At 72.3% G+C, this 18,534-nt stretch carries 18 protein-coding genes; 17 read left to right on the plus strand and 1 reads right to left on the minus strand.

Annotation, left to right across the window (positions count from 1 at the left end):
- The first annotated feature begins 1 nt into the window (after nucleotide 1).
- The 14 genes from ACIGXP_RS13910 to ACIGXP_RS13975 all read left to right on the plus strand — a co-directional run bounded on the left by ACIGXP_RS13910 (nucleotide 2) and on the right by ACIGXP_RS13975 (nucleotide 13,978).
- Nucleotides 2-1,663, plus strand: a complete 1,662-nt coding sequence (locus ACIGXP_RS13910) for an AMP-binding protein (protein WP_399767877.1) — start codon at nucleotides 2-4, stop codon at nucleotides 1,661-1,663.
- Between the two features lie 71 nt (nucleotides 1,664-1,734).
- Entirely contained in the window at nucleotides 1,735-2,010 is a 276-nt protein-coding gene (locus ACIGXP_RS13915) for an acyl carrier protein (protein WP_399767880.1), read from the plus strand.
- Nucleotides 2,007-2,837 (plus strand): GNAT family N-acetyltransferase, encoded by an 831-nt coding sequence (locus ACIGXP_RS13920; protein ID WP_399767883.1) that lies wholly within the window; start codon nucleotides 2,007-2,009, stop codon nucleotides 2,835-2,837. Before ACIGXP_RS13915 ends, ACIGXP_RS13920 begins: the two co-directional genes overlap by 4 nt.
- Before the next feature lie 52 nt (nucleotides 2,838-2,889).
- Nucleotides 2,890-3,786 (plus strand): N5-glutamine methyltransferase family protein, encoded by an 897-nt coding sequence (locus ACIGXP_RS13925; RefSeq protein WP_399767886.1) that lies wholly within the window; start codon nucleotides 2,890-2,892, stop codon nucleotides 3,784-3,786.
- Nucleotides 3,783-4,868, plus strand: a complete 1,086-nt coding sequence (locus ACIGXP_RS13930; RefSeq protein WP_399767889.1) for a UDP-N-acetyl glucosamine 2-epimerase — start codon at nucleotides 3,783-3,785, stop codon at nucleotides 4,866-4,868. The genes ACIGXP_RS13925 and ACIGXP_RS13930 overlap by 4 nt, the downstream gene beginning before the upstream one ends.
- On the plus strand, nucleotides 4,861-6,003 hold the full coding sequence (locus tag ACIGXP_RS13935) for a DegT/DnrJ/EryC1/StrS family aminotransferase (protein ID WP_363219186.1): 1,143 nt from the start codon (nucleotides 4,861-4,863) through the stop codon (nucleotides 6,001-6,003). Before ACIGXP_RS13930 ends, ACIGXP_RS13935 begins: the two co-directional genes overlap by 8 nt.
- Entirely contained in the window at nucleotides 6,004-6,996 is a 993-nt protein-coding gene (locus tag ACIGXP_RS13940) for an NAD-dependent epimerase/dehydratase family protein (protein ID WP_399767893.1), read from the plus strand.
- Nucleotides 6,993-7,316: a phosphopantetheine-binding protein gene (locus ACIGXP_RS13945; protein ID WP_399767896.1), complete on the plus strand. Its 324-nt coding sequence runs from the start codon at nucleotides 6,993-6,995 to the stop codon at nucleotides 7,314-7,316. Before ACIGXP_RS13940 ends, ACIGXP_RS13945 begins: the two co-directional genes overlap by 4 nt.
- A gap of 5 nt (nucleotides 7,317-7,321) precedes the next feature.
- On the plus strand, nucleotides 7,322-8,578 hold the full coding sequence (locus tag ACIGXP_RS13950) for a DegT/DnrJ/EryC1/StrS family aminotransferase (RefSeq protein ID WP_399767898.1): 1,257 nt from the start codon (nucleotides 7,322-7,324) through the stop codon (nucleotides 8,576-8,578).
- Between the two features lie 12 nt (nucleotides 8,579-8,590).
- The gene (locus ACIGXP_RS13955) at nucleotides 8,591-9,154 is read left to right on the plus strand and encodes a GNAT family protein (RefSeq protein WP_363219182.1); all 564 of its coding nucleotides are present in this window, start codon (nucleotides 8,591-8,593) and stop codon (nucleotides 9,152-9,154) included.
- The gene (locus ACIGXP_RS13960) at nucleotides 9,135-10,274 is read left to right on the plus strand and encodes a class I SAM-dependent methyltransferase (RefSeq protein ID WP_399767900.1); all 1,140 of its coding nucleotides are present in this window, start codon (nucleotides 9,135-9,137) and stop codon (nucleotides 10,272-10,274) included. Before ACIGXP_RS13955 ends, ACIGXP_RS13960 begins: the two co-directional genes overlap by 20 nt.
- A 75-nt stretch (nucleotides 10,275-10,349) precedes the next feature.
- On the plus strand, nucleotides 10,350-11,477 hold the full coding sequence (locus ACIGXP_RS13965; protein ID WP_399767902.1) for a glycosyltransferase: 1,128 nt from the start codon (nucleotides 10,350-10,352) through the stop codon (nucleotides 11,475-11,477).
- A 3-nt stretch (nucleotides 11,478-11,480) separates the two neighbouring features.
- Nucleotides 11,481-12,674, plus strand: a complete 1,194-nt coding sequence (locus tag ACIGXP_RS13970; RefSeq protein ID WP_399767904.1) for a cytochrome P450 — start codon at nucleotides 11,481-11,483, stop codon at nucleotides 12,672-12,674.
- Nucleotides 12,671-13,978 (plus strand): MFS transporter, encoded by a 1,308-nt coding sequence (locus ACIGXP_RS13975; protein ID WP_399767908.1) that lies wholly within the window; start codon nucleotides 12,671-12,673, stop codon nucleotides 13,976-13,978. Before ACIGXP_RS13970 ends, ACIGXP_RS13975 begins: the two co-directional genes overlap by 4 nt.
- Before the next feature lie 135 nt (nucleotides 13,979-14,113).
- Here ACIGXP_RS13975 and ACIGXP_RS13980 read toward each other — a convergent pair whose 3' ends face one another.
- Nucleotides 14,114-14,680 carry a cupin domain-containing protein gene (locus ACIGXP_RS13980; protein ID WP_363220369.1) on the minus strand — a complete coding sequence of 189 codons (567 nt, stop codon included), beginning with the start codon at nucleotides 14,678-14,680 and terminating at the stop codon, nucleotides 14,114-14,116.
- A 111-nt stretch (nucleotides 14,681-14,791) separates the two neighbouring features.
- Here ACIGXP_RS13980 and ACIGXP_RS13985 point away from each other — a divergent pair, with 111 nt between their 5' ends.
- The 3 genes from ACIGXP_RS13985 to ACIGXP_RS13995 all read left to right on the plus strand — a co-directional run bounded on the left by ACIGXP_RS13985 (nucleotide 14,792) and on the right by ACIGXP_RS13995 (nucleotide 18,202).
- On the plus strand, nucleotides 14,792-15,709 hold the full coding sequence (locus ACIGXP_RS13985; RefSeq protein WP_363220368.1) for a LysR family transcriptional regulator: 918 nt from the start codon (nucleotides 14,792-14,794) through the stop codon (nucleotides 15,707-15,709).
- A gap of 227 nt (nucleotides 15,710-15,936) precedes the next feature.
- Nucleotides 15,937-17,193, plus strand: a complete 1,257-nt coding sequence (locus ACIGXP_RS13990) for a cytochrome P450 (RefSeq protein WP_399767912.1) — start codon at nucleotides 15,937-15,939, stop codon at nucleotides 17,191-17,193.
- A gap of 379 nt (nucleotides 17,194-17,572) precedes the next feature.
- Nucleotides 17,573-18,202, plus strand: a complete 630-nt coding sequence (locus ACIGXP_RS13995) for a DUF6518 family protein (RefSeq protein ID WP_399767914.1) — start codon at nucleotides 17,573-17,575, stop codon at nucleotides 18,200-18,202.
- Nucleotides 18,203-18,534: the final 332 nt, after the last annotated feature.

The raw sequence follows: 18,534 nt of genomic DNA on the forward strand, positions 1-18,534 counted from the left end.
CGTGACCCAACTTCTCGATCTGCTGTCGGACGCCTCCCACAGCCGAGCCACCCTGCGCTTCGGAGCGGACCAGGAACCCGTCACCGGTGACGAGGTGTGGCGGCGCGCGGAGGACTGCGCCCGCTGGATCGGCGCCCGGACACCGGAGGGGAAGGCCGTCGGCACGTTCCTCACGCTGACCCCCGACACGGTTCCCGTCGTGGTGGGTGCCTGGCTGGCCGGAGTGGATCTGGTGTCCCTGCCCCTTCCCGGACGCAACCCGAACCTGCCCGCCCACCTCACCATGATCGAGGCCATCGTCCGCCGCCTGGACCTGGGGCTCGTCCTCACCGCGGACGGAACGCCCCTGGCGCTCCCGACGCAGCCCGCCGTGCACTTCGCACCGTTCGCGGCTGCGCGCGAGGGCGGCCCGCCCCTGTACCGGTCCCGCCCGGGAACACTGGTGCAGTTCACGTCCGGAAGCACCGGCGCCCCCAAGGGCGTACGCATCTCCGCTACGGCACTCGCCGCCAACGTCGAGGCGGTCATCGGCCGGCTGGCCCTGGACGAAGGCGTGCGCTGCTGCTCCTGGCTACCGCTCTCGCACGACATGGGCCTCATCGGCGCCCTGCTCACCTCGTGGGCGGCCGCCGGACGGAGCCGGGCAGGAGAAGGGGACATCCTGCTCAGCACTCCGGAGGCGTTCCGGCGCGATCCTCTGTCGTGGCTGCGGGACTGCTCCGACCACGGTGCCGACTACACCCTCGTGCCGAACTTCGCGCTCGACCTGGTCGCCGCACGGCTCGCCGACGGTGCCGCCCCGCTCGACCTGCGGCCCCTGCGGCGGCTGGTGGTGGGCAGCGAGCCCATCTCCGCCGCCACCCTGGAGCGCTTCGCCGGGGCCGCCCGGCCCGCCGGACTGGACGAACGGGCGCTGTGCCCCGCCTACGGCATGGCGGAGGTCGGCGTCGGCGTCTCCGCCGTGGCCCCGGGCGACCTCTGGTCCGCGGTCGGCGTCGACCCCGCCGCGCTGGGCCGCAACCGCTGGCTGCGCGACCCTTCGGCCACCGGACATCGCTTCGTCGCACTGGGCCGGCCGCTGGACGGCGTCGAGGTGGAGGTCGCACCCGAGCCGGACGCAGCGGACGGCGCCGCGGGGACGGACGACGGGACGCACGGCCGCATCGGCCACCTTCGGGTGCGCACCCGGTCCCTGCTCACGGAGTACGTGACCACACAGGGCACCCAGCAGGTCGGCGAGTGGTTCCGCACGCCGGACCTGGGCTACGTCGACGCATCGGGCGAGATCTTCGTCACCGGCCGGTCGCAGGAGGTCATCGTGGTGGCCGGACGCAACCTCTACGCGACGGACATCGAGCGGGCAGCCCAGGGCGTGTCCGTGGTGCGACCCGGCAACTGCGCGGCGGTGCCCGGCAAGTCGGGCGGCTACGCGGTCATCGCGGAGCCGGTGCCCGCCGGCGAGATCGGCGCGGACGCCATGCGGCACTTCCGGGTCGCGCTCGTCCGGGAGATCGGCCTCGGCCCCACGGAGATCGTCTTCGTTCCCCGCGGCACGCTCAGCAAGACCTCCAGCGGCAAGATGCGCCGCTCCGAGATAGCGCGCCACTACCACGAGGACACCTACGACGTCATCGCACGCCGCGCGTTCGTCTGGCACGCGTGACGGCCCGCGGGGGACACCGCCCCGAACCCGGACGCCCACCGCGACGGACCCGACGACCAAGGAGAACGAAGGTGGACAGGACGACCCTGCTGAGCGAGGTACGGACCCTGGTGGCCGACTTCACAGGACTTGAACCCGAGGCGATCGGACCCGGGGCCCATCTGCAGAACGACCTCGGACTCGATTCCCTGAACGTGGTCCAGCTGCTGACCGCGCTCACCCGACGGCACAGCCTCGACGCCCGCATCGACCGCCTCAGCGACCTCGACCGGATGACGACCGTCGGCGGTCTGGCCGACACCCTGCTCGACCTGGCCGGCCTCACCGCCGAGGCCCGCCCGTCATGACGCCCACCGCCGCACTGGACGCCTATCTGGACCATCCCAGCCTGCCGTACCTGGCGCCGCCCAGCTGGCTGCGCACCCAGAAGGCCGTCGGGGAGACGGAGAGCGTGCTCGCCCTGGCAGAGGACGAGACCGGGAACCCCCGCCGCAAGCCGCTGATCCCGCTGCCCGGCCGGCACCACCGCTGGCACGAGGATGCCGCCGCACTCACCGGAACGTTCCGCGCGGAACCGGAGGGGACCCGCATGGTCGTCATGGAGACCGAGGCCGGGACACGGCACCTGACGCAGCGGGCCGACGCCCTGCCGTGGGAGACGGACTTCGACTGGTACGGGATGGTGCGCGAGGTGCACGACCCGGGCCCCGCACAGCGAGCCGTGAGCCTGGCACGGGTCCCGCACCTGATCCCGGCCGCGTTCCGGCTGTGGAACGACGAGGGCTTCGCGGCACCGATCGACGAAGAGACGAGCCGGCGGCTCACCGCCGAACACCCCCTGTGGCTGGCCGGGAACGCCTACGTCGTCTCCCCGGACGGCGAGCACGTCACAGCGACCGCCCGCCTGCACATCGAAAAACACGGCCACGGTGAACCCTTCGCGTTCCTGCGCGGCCTGATCGTCGCCCGGGAGGCCCGTGACACCTCCAGCCTGTCCGCACTCACCGCCGTGTACGCCGCCCTCATGGACCGGCTCCGTGCCGAAGGCGTGCCCCGCTGCCATCTGAAAGTCGCGGCGGACAACCACAGGCTGCGCCAGTTCTACGAACTCCTGGGATTCCGCCCGGAGGCACGGGTGCGAGAGCTGAGCGTCCCCGTCGGCGCCGGTGCCTGAGCCCACCCGAGCACGGCTCGACAGCACACATACCGATACCCGAGGAGGAGCGATGACCGCTACGCCCACCGCGCTGCGCCTGTGGCTGGCCCTGCGCGCACGACTGGAGGCGGCGGGCACACCGCAGCCCGACGAGGACGCCACCGCGCTCGTGGCCGCCGCGCTCGGCACGCACAGCAGCACCATCCGCTGGCTGGACGACGTCCCCGAGGAGCAGGTCGCCGTCGGCCACCGGCTGTGCGCCCGACGGGCGGAAGGAGAACCCCTGGCCTACGTCCTCGGCACGATGGAATTCCGCGGACTGACGCTGAGCGTCGACGAACGGGTCCTGGTGCCGCGCAGGAAGACCGAGTCCCTGGCGGTGCTCGCCGCCGAGGAACTCTGCAAACTGCTGACCGGCCGGGACCTCGTACGGATCGCCGACATAGGGACCGGCAGCGGCGCGGTGCTGCTGTCGATGCTCGCCACCGTACGAGGGCACACCGGCCGGGTCCGGGCCTACGGCCTGGACTGCAGCCACGACGCCCTGGACGTGGCGCGGGCGAACGCCGCCTCGCTGGGCCTCGACGCGCCGGTGCGGTGGCTCCGGGGCGATCTCGTCGCCCCCCTGCCGCAACGGGTGCACCTGATGACCGTCAACCTCCCCTACCTGCCCGCCGCGGAGGTCAGCGCACCACCGCCGGAGACGTTGCGGGAACCCACGGAAGCCGTCTTCGGCGGCGGCAGCACGGGCATGGACACCCTCCGCCGCTTCTACGCCGCCGCCCCGGGCAAGGTGACGGCCGACGGGGTGTGTCTCGCGGAGATCCCCGAAGCGCACGCGGAGGAACTGCACGCGGCCGCCCTGGCCGGATTCCGCAGCGCCGAACTGCTCGCCGACCTCTCCGGCGTGCCCCGCCTGCTGCTTGCCCGCTGCTCCCGCGACACCGACGTGGAGGAAGGCTTGTGAACACCCGACTGGTCACCGTGATCGGTACCCGCCCCAACATCGTCAAGGCGGGTCCCTTCCTCACGGCGCTGCGCCGCCGCCCCGGCATCGTCAACACACTGGTGCACACCGGACAGCACTACGACGCCGACCTGTCCGGAAACCTGCAGCGCGAGCTGGGACTGGACTCCGTCGACCACAACCTCGACGTCGGCTCAGGCACCCACGCCACTCAGGTCGGCACCGTGCTGCAACGCATGGAGAAGCCGCTGCTGAGCGCCAGGCCCGCCGCCGTGGTGGTCTTCGGCGACGTCAACTCCACCGTCGCGGCGGCGATGGCAGGCGCCCAGCTCGGGGTGCCGGTGGTGCATGCGGAGGCCGGACTGCGCTCCGGGGACGACAGCATCGAGGAACTGAACCGCCGGCAGATCACCCGCCTCGCCCAGCTGCATCTGGCCCCGTGCCGGTGGAGCGGGCTCAACCTCGTCGCCGAGCGCATCCCGAGCGCCACCGTACGCACCGTGGGCAGCCTCATGGCCTGCTCCGCTCTCCTGTACGGGCGCAGCGGCGGCGAGGAGCGGCTCGCCGAACTCGACCTCGTACCGGGCCGGTACGTCGTGGTCACCGCCCACAAGGAGTCGGCGGTGCTCGATGCCGCCGGAGTGGCGGCGCTGACCACCGTGCTCAGGAAGCTCAGCGCCCGCATCGACGTCGTGTTCCCCCTGCACCCGAGGACCAAGCGGACGCTGGACCGGCACGTCGACCCGCAGGACCTGGAACGGGTGCGCTTGGTGCCCCCGCTCGGTTTCCGCGACATGGCCTGCCTGGTGCGCCATGCCCACGCGGTGCTCACCGACTCGGACGGGCTGCAGGACGAGACGACCGTCCACAACGTCCCCTGCTTCACCTTCGCCCCCGCCACCGCCCGGCGCACCACCGTGGAGGTCGGTACCAACACGCTGGTCGCGCTGACCGAGCCCGACCTGGTCGACTGCATCCTGGCCGCACGGCCGCACGGCACCCCGCCCCGGGTGCCCCTGTGGGACGAACACGTCGGCGAACGCATGGTGGCGTCCATGGCAGAGGTGATCCTCCATGGCTGAGCCGGCCCGTGACCCGGCCCCGGGGGTGAGCTTCTTCGGCTGGGAACACGAGAAGGAACACCGCGAGGAGTGGCTGCGCTGCGTGGCCGACGTGCTGGACTCGGGGCAGTGGCTCTCCCACGGCAACCCTCAAGTAGCCGCCTTCGAGCGGGAGTTCGCGGCATGGCTGGGCCGCGACCACGCGGTGGCGGTGTCCTCCGGGTCGGAGGCGCTCGCCCTCACTTTCGAGGCGCTCGCCCTGCCCGCCGGCGGTGAGGTCATCACCCCGGCCTTCACATTCCAGGCCACGGCGGCGGCGGTCGCCCGCGCCGGGCTGACCCCCCGGTTCGTCGACGTTCGCCCGTCCGACCTCCAGCTGGACCCGGCCGCGGTGGCTGATGCGATCACTGCCCGCACCGTGGCGATCCTGCCGGTGCATCTGTACGGACTCCCCGCTCCGGCCGACGAACTGGCCCGTCTGGCCGAGGCGTCCGGCCTCGTCATGGTCGAGGACTGCGCGCAGGCCGTCGGGGCAGGAACACACGGCGGCCCCGCGGGCACCCGGTCCGTGGCCGCCTGCTTCAGCTGCGGGCCCACCAAGCAGCTCAGCGGACCGGCCGAGGCCGGTGTGATCGCCCTCGACGACGCCGCGCTGGCGCAGACACTGCGTGCCCTGCGCCACAACGGGGCGGCTGCGAGCTTCCGGCACGAACACCTCGGCAGGAACGCGATGATGGGCGCTCTCGACGCCGCGTTCCTGCGCCACCGCCTCGGCCGACTGGACCGGGAGAACGCGGCACGGCGCCGGATCGCCGAACACTATGCGGCCGTCTTCGCGGACGACCCGCTGATCTCCCCGGTCGTCCCCCAGCAGTGGGCCCACGCGTCACCGTCGAAGGCGACCGTCAGGCTCCCTCACCCGGCCAGGGACGCCGTCCGCACGGCGCTGGAGCACGCCGGCATCCCGACTGCCGTCCACTACGCCGTGCCGTTGCACCGCCAGCCCTGCTTCGCGGGACTGCCGCCCGTGTCGCTCCCCGTCACGGACGAGGCCGCACGCACCGTTCTCTCCCTGCCCCTGCACGCCGGGCTCGGCCCGTCCGACGTGGACCACATCGCAGAAGAAGTCAAACGGGCCGTGAAGGAGAAGGCCTGAATGCGCATCTGGATCGTCGGCGGCGCGGGACTGATCGGCAGCCACCTCGCCCAGCGCCTGCGCCCGCACCACGAGGTATTGGTCAGCGACTCCTTCCGGGCACTGCGCAGCATGGCGCCCGGTCCGTGCCGGGACCTCGCCGAACGAGCGCGCGAGACGCGCCTGGCGGGCGTGGACGTCCGGGAGATCGACGTACGCGACACCACCGCCATGGGCCGCGCGGCACACACGTTCCGGCCGGAGGTGGTGGTGTGGCTGGCGGCGCTCCTCGCGTCCGAGTCCCGCCAGGCCCCGGCGGAGGCACAGGAGGTCCAGGTCGACGCGCTCGCGAGGTTTCTCGCCGAGGGGCGCGCAGGAGCCCGGCGCGTCGTGCTCGCCTCGTCGAGCTACGCCTACGGCCACTTCACCGTGCATCCCACACCCGAGACGGCACCACTGGCCCCGGTCGACGTCTACGGCCGGACCAAGGCGCAGGCGGAACGCGTCCTGGCGGCGGCCGCCGCGGCCGACGGCTTCGAGCACGTCGCCGTGCGGCCCTCGGCCGTGCTCGGCCCCGGCGACCCCCGCGCCCGGTTCGGATGCGTCGCGATGGAGACCGCCCTGCGCGACGGGCTCGTCACCGTCGCCGAGCCGGACTTCATCTCCGACTTCACCTACGTCTCCGACGCCGCCGACGGCTTCGCGGCCGCCGCCGAACACGCCGATCCGCCCGACGTGTTCAACCTCGCCTACGGCGAGGCCCGGACCAACGAAGATCTCGGCCGGACCATCGCCGCCCACTCCGGCGCCCGGCTGGAACTCCTGCCGTCGACCTGGCGGTCGACGGGTTACGTCCCCTCCCGGGGAGCGCTGGACGTCACACGGGCCCGGCAACTCGGCTGCGCACCACGCCTCGGCCTCGACGCCGCGGTCGCGGCCTTTCTGCGCGACCGTCGGCACCTCCTGCAGCCCGGTACGGCCGCGGCCCGGGCCGCCCAGGGGGAGGCGTCATGAAACACGCGGCCCCGACCCGGCAGAGCGCGGTCGATGCGATCACAACGGCCCTGCGGGAGACCCTGCCGCACCTGGCCGACCGCGCGCTCGACGGCGCCACCGACCTTTCCCTGGACCTCGGCGTCGAGTCGATGCGCAGGGCGGAGGTCCTGCTCCGGGTCGAGCAGCGGCTGGGCGTCGACATCGAGCTCGACTCCGAACTGGTCGGCGCCGCCGTCACGATCGACGACTTGGCCGACCGCATCGTGGCCACGTGCCGCCGTGACACCCCGGCAGGTGCAGACGCCGCCGCGTCCCGCCCGCCGGAACGAAAGGAGTGAGCACCATGACCGAGGTGACCGACAGCCGTCCGACCGCCCCCGGGCAGGCCACATCGTCCGCGCCCCTGCCCGCGCCGCCCGCCTCGATCGGGGCCGGTCTGTTCGACACCATGGAGGAGGACGCCGTGGTGCGGGTCCTGCGCGGTCGCAGGACGTCCCGCTACTACGGGCACGACGGCCAGGAACCGCCGCCCAGCGAGATAGAGGCGTGGGAAGCCGAGCTGAGCGCCTTCCTCCGTGCGCCACACGTCACGGCCGTGGCCTCCGGGACGGCCGCCCTGCTGTGCGCACTGGCCGCCGCCGGAGTCGGCCCCGGTACCGAAGTCGTGGCGCCCTGCTATGGATTCGTGGCCGTTCCTGCCGCCGTGGCCGTCCTCGGAGCCCGGATGGTGGCGGTCGGCGTGGACGACGGCCTCACCGTTGACCCGGCCGACGTCGCACGCGCCTGCACCCCCCGCACCGCCGCCGTCGTGGCCGTGCACATGCGTGGCGCACCGGCCCGCATGGACGCGCTCACCGAGGTGGCCGGCGGGCACGGCATCCCCCTGGTGGAGGACGTCGCCCAGGCCCTCGGCGGCAGCCACCGGGGACAGCCGCTGGGCACCGTCGGCGACCTCGGGACGTACAGTCTGCAGTCCAGGAAGGTCATCACCTCCGGCGAGGGCGGCGCGGTGACCACCGCCGACCCCCGACTGGCCGAACGCGTCTTCACCTACCAGGACTGCTCGGAGAACTGGCGTCGCCTGCGCTACCGCGGCAGGGCGGACTGGCCGGCCGCCCTGCCGGGCCTGAACCTTCGCTACTCGGAGATCCTGGCCGCGGTGGCCCGGGTCCAACTGCGCAGGCTGCCGGGTATCGTGGCGCGGCTGCGCCACCACCACGCCGCCCTGTCGCAGCGGGCCGCGGACGCCGGTCTGCCCCTACGGACCCAGCACGACCCGAGCGGCGCCATCGGAACCCACCTGGTCGTCCGCACCCCGAGCGGCGAGGCGGCCCACCGGCTGTCGGACGCGCTGACCCGTGCCGGAGCGGCGGCCCAGCCGCTGTATACGCCCGGCACGCTGGACCTGCACTGCCTGCCCGGCTGGGACCGCTACGCTGATCAGCTCCAGGCGGGCCCGGGAGCCGACCGTTCGCTGGACCTGCTGTCCCGGCACGTCCAGATCGACATCGATCCCCGCTGGACGGACGACCAGTGTGCGTCGGTGGGCGACATCCTGGTCGCCGGCGCCCGGGCGGACCGCCGCCAATCCACCTGCTGACGGGAAACGCACATGCTCATTCGCAGCGAGCGGCTGCTGCTGCGTGCCGCCGAGGACGCGGACGCAGCCTTCGTCACCGCGCTGTTCAACGCCGACGAGTCCGTGATCGCCTACGGACCGCACTTCCCCGTGTCCACCCGCGCCACGCTGGAGAAACTGCGTGCGTCCCGTTCCGTGTCGCTGCTCGCCCAGCGGCTGGAGGACGAGGCGCCGGTCGGCTTCGTCCGCTTCTGGCTCTCCTGGGGCGACACCGTCATGAATGTCGACGACGTGATCTTCTCGGCGCAGTACCAGGGCGCCGGTTACGGCCGCGAGGCACTGGGAGCGCTGCTGGACCACTTCTTCCGCCAGTGGGGCGGGCGGCGCGTCGAACTGCAGGTGCGCTCCCACAACGAGCGCGCGGTGCGCACGTACAAGTGTCTCGGATTCGTCGAAGAGGGACGCCGACGGCAGGTCGTGCCGCCCGGCTGGGGCGCCGGCACCGACCCCGACTACCTGCTCATGGGCCTGCTGGCCGACGAGTACGTACCGCCCGAGCCACGGGAAGGAGACAGCCATGAACGCCACGGACACTGACCCGGGCGGCTTGCACGCCGACGGCGTCGGCACCCTGCTGTCCGCGTCGGACGCGCGGGCCATGGCCCACCTGGCCGGTGCGCTGGTGAACCGGGGGAGCACCCGGCGAGGACGTCTCGTCGTCGAGCGCGGCCCGGCACAGCCGCTGTGCCTGGCGTTCGACATACGCTCCGACGACGTCGCCGTACGCCGGGCCGATCCCGGCGAGCCGGTACCGTCCGACACCCTGTGCATCCGGCTCGACGCGCCTGTGGCCCGGTCCATCGCCGCGGGGGAGACGCTCATGGAGGACGCGCTGAGCGCCGGCCGGCTGGAATTGGCCCATCTGCTGCCCGAGGACCACCGGCTCAGTGCCCTGGTCGAGGAACTCCTCACCCGGACGGTGGTGCCGCTGCTGGACGCCGACGAGCCGGACGCGCCGCACCCGCTCGTCGGCTGGGGCCGGCGAGCGGGCGAGGACACGGGCGTGGACCGCGACAGCGCCACCCGCGTCCTGGAGTGGGCGGTGGGCCGGGAATTGGTGCCGGAGCTTCCCGAGGCCGAGGCCGGGCACCACATCACCCGGTTCACCATGTACGAACGGATCCGGCAGTTCTTCACCACGGGTGACCGCACCGGACGGGTGCTCGAGGTCAGCGGCTCGGGCGGTGCCATCGTCCAGATGTTCCCGGCGGAGCGGACCGAGGTGGTCAGCACCGGGTACCCCGAGGTCGACGCCACCGCCCTGCCGTTCGCCGACGCGGAGTTCGACCATGTGGTCTGCGACCAGGTGGTCGAGCACCTGCCCGATCCCCGGCGGGCGGTGCAGGAGTGCCGTCGCGTGCTGCGTCCGGGCGGCTGGCTGCTCCTGGCCACATGCTTCATGGACCCGGTCCACACCCGTCCCGACTGCGTCGACGACTACTGGCGTTTCACCCCGCAGGGACTGCGTGAACTGGTCAAGGACTTCAGCCGCGTCTACCAGTGCGAGGGGTGGGGCAACCGCGAGGCGCTGGCGGTCGTGCTGTTCGGGGGGCTGATGAAGTACGTCCCGGTGCGCGGCAACCCGTTCCTGGAACGGGTCGCGAGCTACAACGACCCCACGCTCCCCCTGTCGGTCTGGGTGATAGCGCAGGCCTGACGGCAGGGCACGCCCTCGTGATCCACCACCCCCACCACTCCACCAGCACAGGTCCACAGGAAGGGAGTGAGCTCATTGCGGATCGTAGCCTTCGCCTGGAACCACGAGGGCCTGGGACACGTCAGCAGGCTCGCCGCGATCACCGGTGAACTGACCCGCCGGATCCCCGGAAGTTCCGCGCTGTTCTTCGTGGAGCAGCCGTACGACATCCTGGAGGAGGCAGGCATCACCCAGATCCCCGTGCCGGTACCGAACTCGACGTTCGCCGGGGACATCACCAGAGTCCACGACGGCGACGGAGACCTCGCGGTGACCGTCGAGGCGTTACGGCCCTTCATCGCGAGCGTGCTCGGCCGGGTGAACCCCGTCGTGGCACTGCACGACAGCGTCATCTGGCGCCCGCTGTACGACGTGTGCCTGTCCGCCGGGATTCCGCAGACGCTGGTGCTGCGCGAACGTGTGCGGCTCGCCGACTACCTCGCCTCCATCTCCGGGGAACTCGCGCGGTTCGCGGGCATCGTCGTGCCGCACGCGCCCGCCGACCACCTCGTCGAGGCGCTCGCCGCCCACGGGGACCGGGTCGCCTTCACCGGCCCCGTCGTCCGGGAGCGCCGGCCTCCGCGGCAGCGCTGGTGGCGCGCGGCGGGGGAGGCCGGCGGCCGTCGGCTCGTGGTGATCTCGGCGGGCGGCGGAGGCTACGACGACGTCGCCGACTACCTGTCGGCGATGATCGAGGCCTGCTCCGGCATCGAGGAACCCCTGCACGTGGTCGCCGTGACCGGACCGCTGTTCCGCGGCCGGCTGCACATGCCGCCCGGCTTTCCGCACCGGGTCACCGCGCTGCCCTACGAACCGGACCTGTCCCACCTCTTCGCGGACGCGGACGCCGCCGTCACCCAGGCCGGGTACAACACCATCAACGAGCTGCGCTTGCTGGGGGTGCCCGCCGTGCTGGTGCCCAGCGCCCGGGGCTACGACGACCAGTTCCAGCGGGCCGCGGCCGAGGCCGGTGACCGGCTCTTCGTGGGCAAGCCGGTGGCCGAGGACGTCGCACGGGCCCTGCGCAGTGCGCTGGCGCTGCCACCGCGCCCCCGGCCCGAAGAGGGCGGCGGCTCACCGCTGTTCGAGGCCGGCGGTGGGGCGGCCGCGGCTGCCGAGGCCATCCTGCGCCGGTGCCCCGGTCTGCGTACCGAGGGAGGGTGACAGGTGCCCCGGTATCTCCCCGAGCACGACCCGGACTTCCTGGCGGATCCCTATCCGCACTACGACCTGATCCGCGGGGAGGGAGCGGCCGTCTGGGACGATGAGCGGTCCCTCTGGCTGGTGACGCACCAGCGCGTCACCGCCAAACTGCTGGCGACGAAGCGGTGCGGCAAGGATCCCAGGTACGGCGAGGCCTCCCACGTCGACAGCGACAGTCCACTGCTGCGGCTGAAGTCGCTGTGGATCCTGCTGCGCGACGGCGCCTACCACCGGCGGCTGCGCGACATCATGGCGTCCAGCCTGTCCCGGAACGGTGTCCTGGCGCTGCGGAAGGCAGTGCAGGACCGGACGCGCGAACTGACCGCCGACCTCGCCCCAGGAGCCCCGTTCGACGCCGCCCGCGAGCTGGCACCGGGGCTGCCCTTCGACGTGGTCGTACGCCTGCTCGGCCTGACGGACCATCCGCAGGGCACCCTGCGCGAGTGGTCCCGCGCCTTGTTCGCGACGCTGGAACCGGGCATGAACCGGCCGACGTGGGAGCGCGGCGAAGAGGCGGCCGAAAAGCTGTCCGTGCTCCTCACCGCACTGCTGACCTCCAGCGACGGCGCCGCCCGGAGCGAGGCGCTGCTGCTGCGGGACGTGCGCGAGGCCTACCGCGCGGGGCACATCACCCTGAAGGAGGGCGTCTCCTCACTGAGCCTGATGTTCATCGCCGGCCATGAGACCACGACCCAGATGATCGGCAACGTCATCAACGCGCTCGCCGTGAACCAGGCCGATCTCGGCGAAACCGACGCCCTCCTGAGCTCCAACCCCCACGCCGTCAACGAGTTCTGGCGCTACGACGGCGCCGTGCAGAACACCCTGCGGCTGGCCCGGCAGGACCTGGACGTCGCAGGGCGCCGGATCGCCGAGGGCGACCGGATCCTGTTCCTGCTCGGCGCGGCCAACCGGGATCCGGCGTTCCAGCAGAACCCGGACCGACTCGACCTCACCCGGAACACGACCGCGCACCTGGGATTCGGCGGCGGGCCGCACTACTGCCTGGGCGCCGCCCTCGCACAACTGGAGATCGCCGAAGTCGTCCACCGGCTCGCCCGGATCGGCGCCCGGGTGGAGATCGTCGGGCAGCGCGACTGGAACCCTTCCATCACCTTCCGGGGCCCGCTCTCGCTGCCGGTGGTCGTCAGCCGATGAGTGTGGTCCAGCAACGAGAGGACGCCGAGATCAGCAGGGCACGCCTGGGCTGCCTGCTCCTCGGCCAGGGCGCCTCGCTCCTGGGCAACCAGGCGACGGCGTTCGTCTTCAGCGTCTGGGTGCTGGGTCGTACGCAGGGCGTCGGCACGTGGTCGCTCATTCTGTTCTGCGGATACGCGGCGGGCGCCGCGGCGAGCTTCCTCACCGGCCCGGTGCTGCGCAGGCTCGGCAGTCGCACGCTCATGCTGGCCGCGTGCGCGGGCGGCGCGACGGCGTCGTTGGCTCTCCTCGTGCTGCACATGACCGGCGTGCTGGAGCCATGGATGCTGGTGTTCACCAACACGCTGGCCGGTACCACCATCGGCGTGCAGGACCCGGCGTTCATCCGGTTGCTGCTGCGCCTCGGCGGCGATGGCACGGCCACCCGTCTGCAGGGGGTCGCCCAGTCCCTGAACGCCCTGGCGTTCGCGGCGGCTCCGGGCCTCGCCGCCGTTCTGTACGAGAGCGTCGGCATGGGTGTCGTCCTCTGCTTCGACCTGGTGAGTTTCGCCGTCCTCGCGCTTGCCGTCGCGACCACCGCGCAGGCCCCGGCCGGATCGGCGGCCGAGGCGTCCGCATCCGGGACGACGGGCAAGCAGATCGGCTACCGGGCCCTGCTCCGGTACCCCGGCTACCGCCGGATCGTCGTCGTGCTCACGCTGGCCAACTTCTTTCTGGGCGTGCGGCAGAACCTGCGCGCACCCATCATTCTGGGCTTGTCGCACGACGGCACACGCGTGCTCGCCGCGGTTCTCACCGCGGGCGCGGTGGCCAGTGTCGGCGGCGGCCTCGCACTGTCGCTGATGAGGAGACAGGTGCCGGAGGCGCTGGGGCTGGCCGGCGCGGTGGTCGTGTCCGGGATCGCGGGACAGGCGCTGTTCGGGTGGGGACGCGCACCGCTGCTCTGGATCGTCGCCGGCATCATCGTGAGCGCCTTGTCCCCGGTCATCATGTCCGTGGGCTACACCCTGTCCGTCACGAGCCTGCCCGAGCCGTTGAGATCCCACGGTGTCGCCTTCGCCCGGGGGTGCGTCGCGCTCGCCCTGCCCGCCGCCATCGGCCTCGCCGGGCCCGCGACCGCGTTGTTCACGAGGGCCGGCTCTGCCACCGGACCGCAGGAGACGGCTCTGGCCTCGGCCCGGGTGATGGTGGCGAGCGGCCTGCTCACCGCCGTGGTCGGCGCGCTGGCCTTCCTCGCCGCCCGCAGATCCGCCCGCCGGCCGACGCCCACCGCCTCCGCCGAGTCGCCGAGCCGGACCGACTGATGGGCAGGAGCAAGGGCGGCGAGATGGGGAAGGCCGGCGGCGAGGTGACGGGCCGGTCGGCGAGTCCTTGCTCGCCGGGTTCTCGCTGCTGCCGGCCCCGCGCCGGTGTCATGGGAGCAGGCCCGAGGACGGTGTTCAGCGGGTTTTGAAGGACTTGCGCAGAGCCGCCCGGTCCTGCCACGAGTCGGCCGCCGGGCCCTTGGTCATGTCGGCGAAGAAGCTGTCGTGGCGGACGAAGAACGCGGCTCGTTCCTCCTCGGTCATGGACGCGACGTCAGCCATTCCTTCGAAGTAGCCCTCCCGTGCGGCGCCGGGGGCAAAGAGCATGAGGAACTCGGCCGGCTCCCCGGAGATGTTGCCGAAGGAGTGCACTCCGCCGGGCGGGATGTAGAGGTAGTCGCCGCGGGAGGCGTCGAACCAGCGCTCGCCGTCGAAGATGTGAATCTCACCGGAGAGGACGTAGAACGACTCGGACATCGTCTTGTGGAAGTGCGGGCTGGTGCCACCGATCTGGCCCGTGAGCCGGTTCTGGTAGAGCCCGTACAGGCCGTTCGTGGTGAGCCGGGTCGACAGGTAGTGGAACGTCGCCCCGTTCGGCGCGACGTAGTCGGGCGGCGTATCTGCCGGGCGGAAGCTGGCGTTGACCTCGCCCTCGTCCCGGTCGTAGAGGATCTCGGGGTAGTCGGGCGACAGGAACGACATGGCTACTCCTCGTGGACGTGGGAGGTCGGGTGGGCGGCTCCCACCCTCCCGCCGCGGCCAAGCGGCGATCAATGACGACACCGGTAACGTTCTCTTCACCAGAGGTGAAGAATGACGGGGGCCTGGCGAGTGGACATGCGGGACATCGAGATCTTCTTGACGCTCGCTCAGGAGCTGCACTTCGGCCGTACCGCCGAGCGGTTGCACGTCTCCCCGGCCAAGGTCACCCAGTCGATCAAGAAGCAGGAGCGCCGGATCGGAGCCCTGCTGTTCGACCGCACCACCCGCGCGGTCCGGCTGACCCCGGCCGGGCAGCAGCTGTACCGGGAGCTCGACGCCGGCTACCGGCAGATCATGGACGGGATCGAAACCGTCTCGGCCACCGCGCGAGGGATCTCCGGGATGCTGACACTGGGCTGTATGGGCCCGCACCCCTGGGCGATGGCCGACGCGATCGAGCTGTTCCGTACCCGGCACCCGGGCGCCGAGGTGCGGATCCGTGAGATCCAGCCGCCGGCTCCCCTGGATGCCGTCCGCGCCGGTGATGTGGACGTCGCCCTGGTGTGGTTGCCCGTCGACGGGACCGATCTCACCGTAGGCCCGCTGATCCACACCGCTCCCGTGTTGCTGATGCTCTCCGCCGAACACCCCTTCGCGGGCCGCCGGTCGGTGGGCCTGGAGGACCTCGGGGACTGCGTGTTCGTCAGCGGGCAGTCGATCTCCGAAACCATGGATGCGGCCTTCAACCCGCTGCGGACCCCTTCCGGCCGGCCCGTCCGGCGCGGGCCGCGGGCCGCCACCTGGCACGAAATCCTCCACCTGGTCGCTTCGGGCCGCGGGGTCGCGGGGGTATCCGCCGAGGCGGCCGACTTCTACCCGTGGCCGAGCCTGGCGTTCGTCCCGGTCCGGGACGCCCCGGCCTGCCGCTGGGCGCTGGTGTGGCGCACGGTCGCCGAGACACCGCTGATCGCCGCGTTCGCCCGAGCCGCGGCCGACGCCGTCTCCGCCCGCGCCGACGTCTCTGCGTGACGGGCACGACGCGGCGGCGAGCGATCTGTCCCTTGGAGCGAGCCGGCCGATCCACCAGCCCGCCACCGAGCCGCTGCCACAGACCCCGCGCCTCGAACGCCGCGGGGTTGGACAGGCCACTGGACGGGCGGGCCCCAGGCCGAGGCGTCGGCGGGACGGACTTGTGGAACCGGCCCTCGACACCGCACTGTTGGCCGGTATTCGTTCATACGGTCAGGAGTCCCGGCTTGTCCTCCCACACCCCCGCGCCCGCCCACGTCGTCGACCCTGTCGGCGGCTGCCCGCACGCCCTGAACGCCGAACTGCGGGCCCGGGGGCCCGTTGCGGACATCGTGCTGCCCGGTGGGGTGCCCGCAGCAGTCGTCCTGGGGCACGACGCGCTCAAGGAGTTCCTCTCCCACCCCGACGTGGCGAAGGACGCCCGCCACTGCCCGGCCCTGAACGACGGCACGATCCCCGCGGACTGGCCGCTGCGGGTCTTCGCCAACGCCCAGGGCATGCACACCGCCGACGGCGCCGACCACCGCCGGCTGCGCTCCCTCGTCGGCAACGCCTTCACCGCCCGCCAGGTGGAGCGGCTGCGACCGCGCATCGAGGAGCTGACCACAGCCCTCCTCGACGACCTCGGCCGGGCCGCCGCCGAGGACCCGGACGGCATCGCGGACCTGCGCACCCACTTCGCGCTCCCGCTCCCGATGAACGTCATCTGCGAGCTGCTCGGCGTGGACCCCGAGCACCGCGGCCGGCTGCACGACCTCACCTACACGGTGGTCATCGCCACCGACACCACCCCGGCCGAGGTGATGGCCGCCGTACGCGAGCTCGTCGAGCTGCTCGGCACGATCGCGGCCGCCCGCCGGGCCGCCCCCGGCGACGACCTGACCAGCGCCCTGATAGCCGCCCGCGAGGATGACGGCGACCGGCTCAGCGAGGCCGAACTCATCGGCACCATGCGCCTGATGCTGGTGGCCGGCCACGAGACCACCCTCAACCTGATCAGCAATGCCGTACGGGCACTGTGCACCCACCGTGACCAGCTGGCACTGGTCCTGGAGGGCAAGGCCACCTGGTCGGACGTGGTGGACGAGACGCTGCGCTGGGACGGCCCGGTCAGCTGGTTCCCCTTCCGCTACCCCACTCACGACCTCTCCCTCGGCGGCACCGTGATCCGGCAGGGCACCCCGGTGCTCGCCGGCTACACCGCCGCAGGGCGCGACGAGGCCTTCCACGGCCCGGACGCGGACCGCTTCGACGTCGCCCGGCCCGGCGCGGCCCGGCACCTGTCCTTCGGCCAGGGCGTGCACTACTGCGTGGGCGCTCCGCTTGCCCGTCTTGAGGCAACGATCGCCCTGGAACGGCTCTTCACCCGCTTTCCGGACCTCGACCTCGCAGTCCCCGAGGCCGAACTGCTCCGCCAGCGCAGCTTCATCGGCAACAGTGTCGAAGCGCTCCCGGTACGCCCGGTGTGCCCGATCCGGCGCTGAGGCGCGTTTCCCGCTGATCCCTCCTGCGCGGCGATGGCCTGGAGCAGCTCGACGCCGGCCTTCCGCGCCTGCCCTATGCGGTGCCGCGGGGGCGCAATAGACCGATGCGCGCCGCCTGCCTCCCTGTCGCATGTCATCGAGGCCGGAACCGGCGCGCCAGGAGCCGGCGGTGGCGGCGTTGCGTCGGGTCTCCGCGAGGTGAACGTCGATGTACCGGGTCAGGGCCGGCGCGTCCTGGGGGCGGATTTCCGCAGGACCGCGATGCGAGACACGTGCGGGAGTCTGAACGACGCCGAGATGCTGAAGACCCCTTGGTCTCGGGTCGCCTCATGCGACCGACTATGCAGTGCGCGTATACATCGTGTGTATAGTGCGGCTCATGGCTACCGCAACCGTGTTCCGTCGCGACACCCCCGTCGCCGCTCTCACCGCGACCGCGGCCTTCGGGCTGCTGCTCGGCTGGGCAACCTACGCGCTGCACGGAACGACACCCCTGGTGGAGCGGGCCACCAACTCGGCGTCCACCTGGATCATCTGGACGGCTGCGGCCGGTGCACTGATCCGTACCCGACCGCTCGCGGCCTGGGGCGGGGCGTTGATGATGCTCGCCACCTGCGGCGCCTACTACGCCGCATCCGCGCTCGGGGGCACGTTCGGGGCCGGAGGACTCGAAACCGCTGCCGTTTGGTCGGTGGCGGGGCTGGTCGGAGGATCGCTGCTGGGCTGGGCCGGGTGGACGGTACGGCGTGGGCGGGGGGACGTGCGGGCGGTGGCCGGGGCGGTCATCGCGATGGTGGTGATGGGGGAGGGGCTCTGGCTGGGTCTGGGGCTGCACTACTGGGGAGACGCGGTCGTCTTCCTGGCCGTCGGCGCACTGCTCACCACTCTCCTGACCGTCTACCTGGCGCGCACCGGGGCGTCCCGCTCCTGGCTGTGCGCCGTCCTCACCCCCGTGTGCGGCTTCGGCTACTACCTCGCCGAGCAAGGCATCCTCAACCGGCTGCTCTGATCCGGTCGTGACGGGCGAGCTCGGCCATGGAAGCCGGCGGGAACGCGGCCAGGGTCCTGGCCGCAGCGGTGCGCTACCTCATCACCTCGTGGGCCGCGTCGAGAAACGCCGACCGGCTGCCCTCGCCGCCCAACGACCCAACATGCTCCGGAGCCGGCCCGGCAGGAAGACCCAACGAAGTCCTGTGGGGCACCGCAACACCCGTATGAGGCAGGGCGTGGGGGCGGGGGGGGGGCCCCCAAACGCGGGCCCGCCCCCCCCCCGGCGGGCTCACAGCCACAAACCGGCGGGGGTGAGTAAACCCAGGGCGCGCGCCCCCGGCGGGCCGGGGC

The sequence above is a fragment of the Streptomyces sp. NPDC053069 genome (genome assembly GCF_044546895.1).
Lineage (GTDB): Bacteria > Actinomycetota > Actinomycetes > Streptomycetales > Streptomycetaceae > Streptomyces.

What these genes read in the sequence shown, in the direction of transcription:
- ACIGXP_RS13920 (WP_399767883.1), top strand. Translation starts at nt 2,007, where the DNA reads ATGACGCCCACCGCCGCACTGGACGCCTATCTGGACCATCCCAGCCTG.
- ACIGXP_RS13925 (WP_399767886.1), top strand. Translation starts at nt 2,890, where the DNA reads ATGACCGCTACGCCCACCGCGCTGCGCCTGTGGCTGGCCCTGCGCGCA.
- ACIGXP_RS13935 (WP_363219186.1), top strand. Translation starts at nt 4,861, where the DNA reads ATGGCTGAGCCGGCCCGTGACCCGGCCCCGGGGGTGAGCTTCTTCGGC.
- ACIGXP_RS13940 (WP_399767893.1), top strand. Translation starts at nt 6,004, where the DNA reads ATGCGCATCTGGATCGTCGGCGGCGCGGGACTGATCGGCAGCCACCTC.
- ACIGXP_RS13945 (WP_399767896.1), top strand. Translation starts at nt 6,993, where the DNA reads ATGAAACACGCGGCCCCGACCCGGCAGAGCGCGGTCGATGCGATCACA.
- ACIGXP_RS13950 (WP_399767898.1), top strand. Translation starts at nt 7,322, where the DNA reads ATGACCGAGGTGACCGACAGCCGTCCGACCGCCCCCGGGCAGGCCACA.
- ACIGXP_RS13955 (WP_363219182.1), top strand. Translation starts at nt 8,591, where the DNA reads ATGCTCATTCGCAGCGAGCGGCTGCTGCTGCGTGCCGCCGAGGACGCG.
- ACIGXP_RS13960 (WP_399767900.1), top strand. Translation starts at nt 9,135, where the DNA reads ATGAACGCCACGGACACTGACCCGGGCGGCTTGCACGCCGACGGCGTC.
- ACIGXP_RS13975 (WP_399767908.1), top strand. Translation starts at nt 12,671, where the DNA reads ATGAGTGTGGTCCAGCAACGAGAGGACGCCGAGATCAGCAGGGCACGC.
- ACIGXP_RS13980 (WP_363220369.1), bottom strand. Translation starts at nt 14,680, where the DNA reads ATGTCGTTCCTGTCGCCCGACTACCCCGAGATCCTCTACGACCGGGAC.
- ACIGXP_RS13985 (WP_363220368.1), top strand. Translation starts at nt 14,792, where the DNA reads ATGACGGGGGCCTGGCGAGTGGACATGCGGGACATCGAGATCTTCTTG.
- ACIGXP_RS13995 (WP_399767914.1), top strand. Translation starts at nt 17,573, where the DNA reads ATGGCTACCGCAACCGTGTTCCGTCGCGACACCCCCGTCGCCGCTCTC.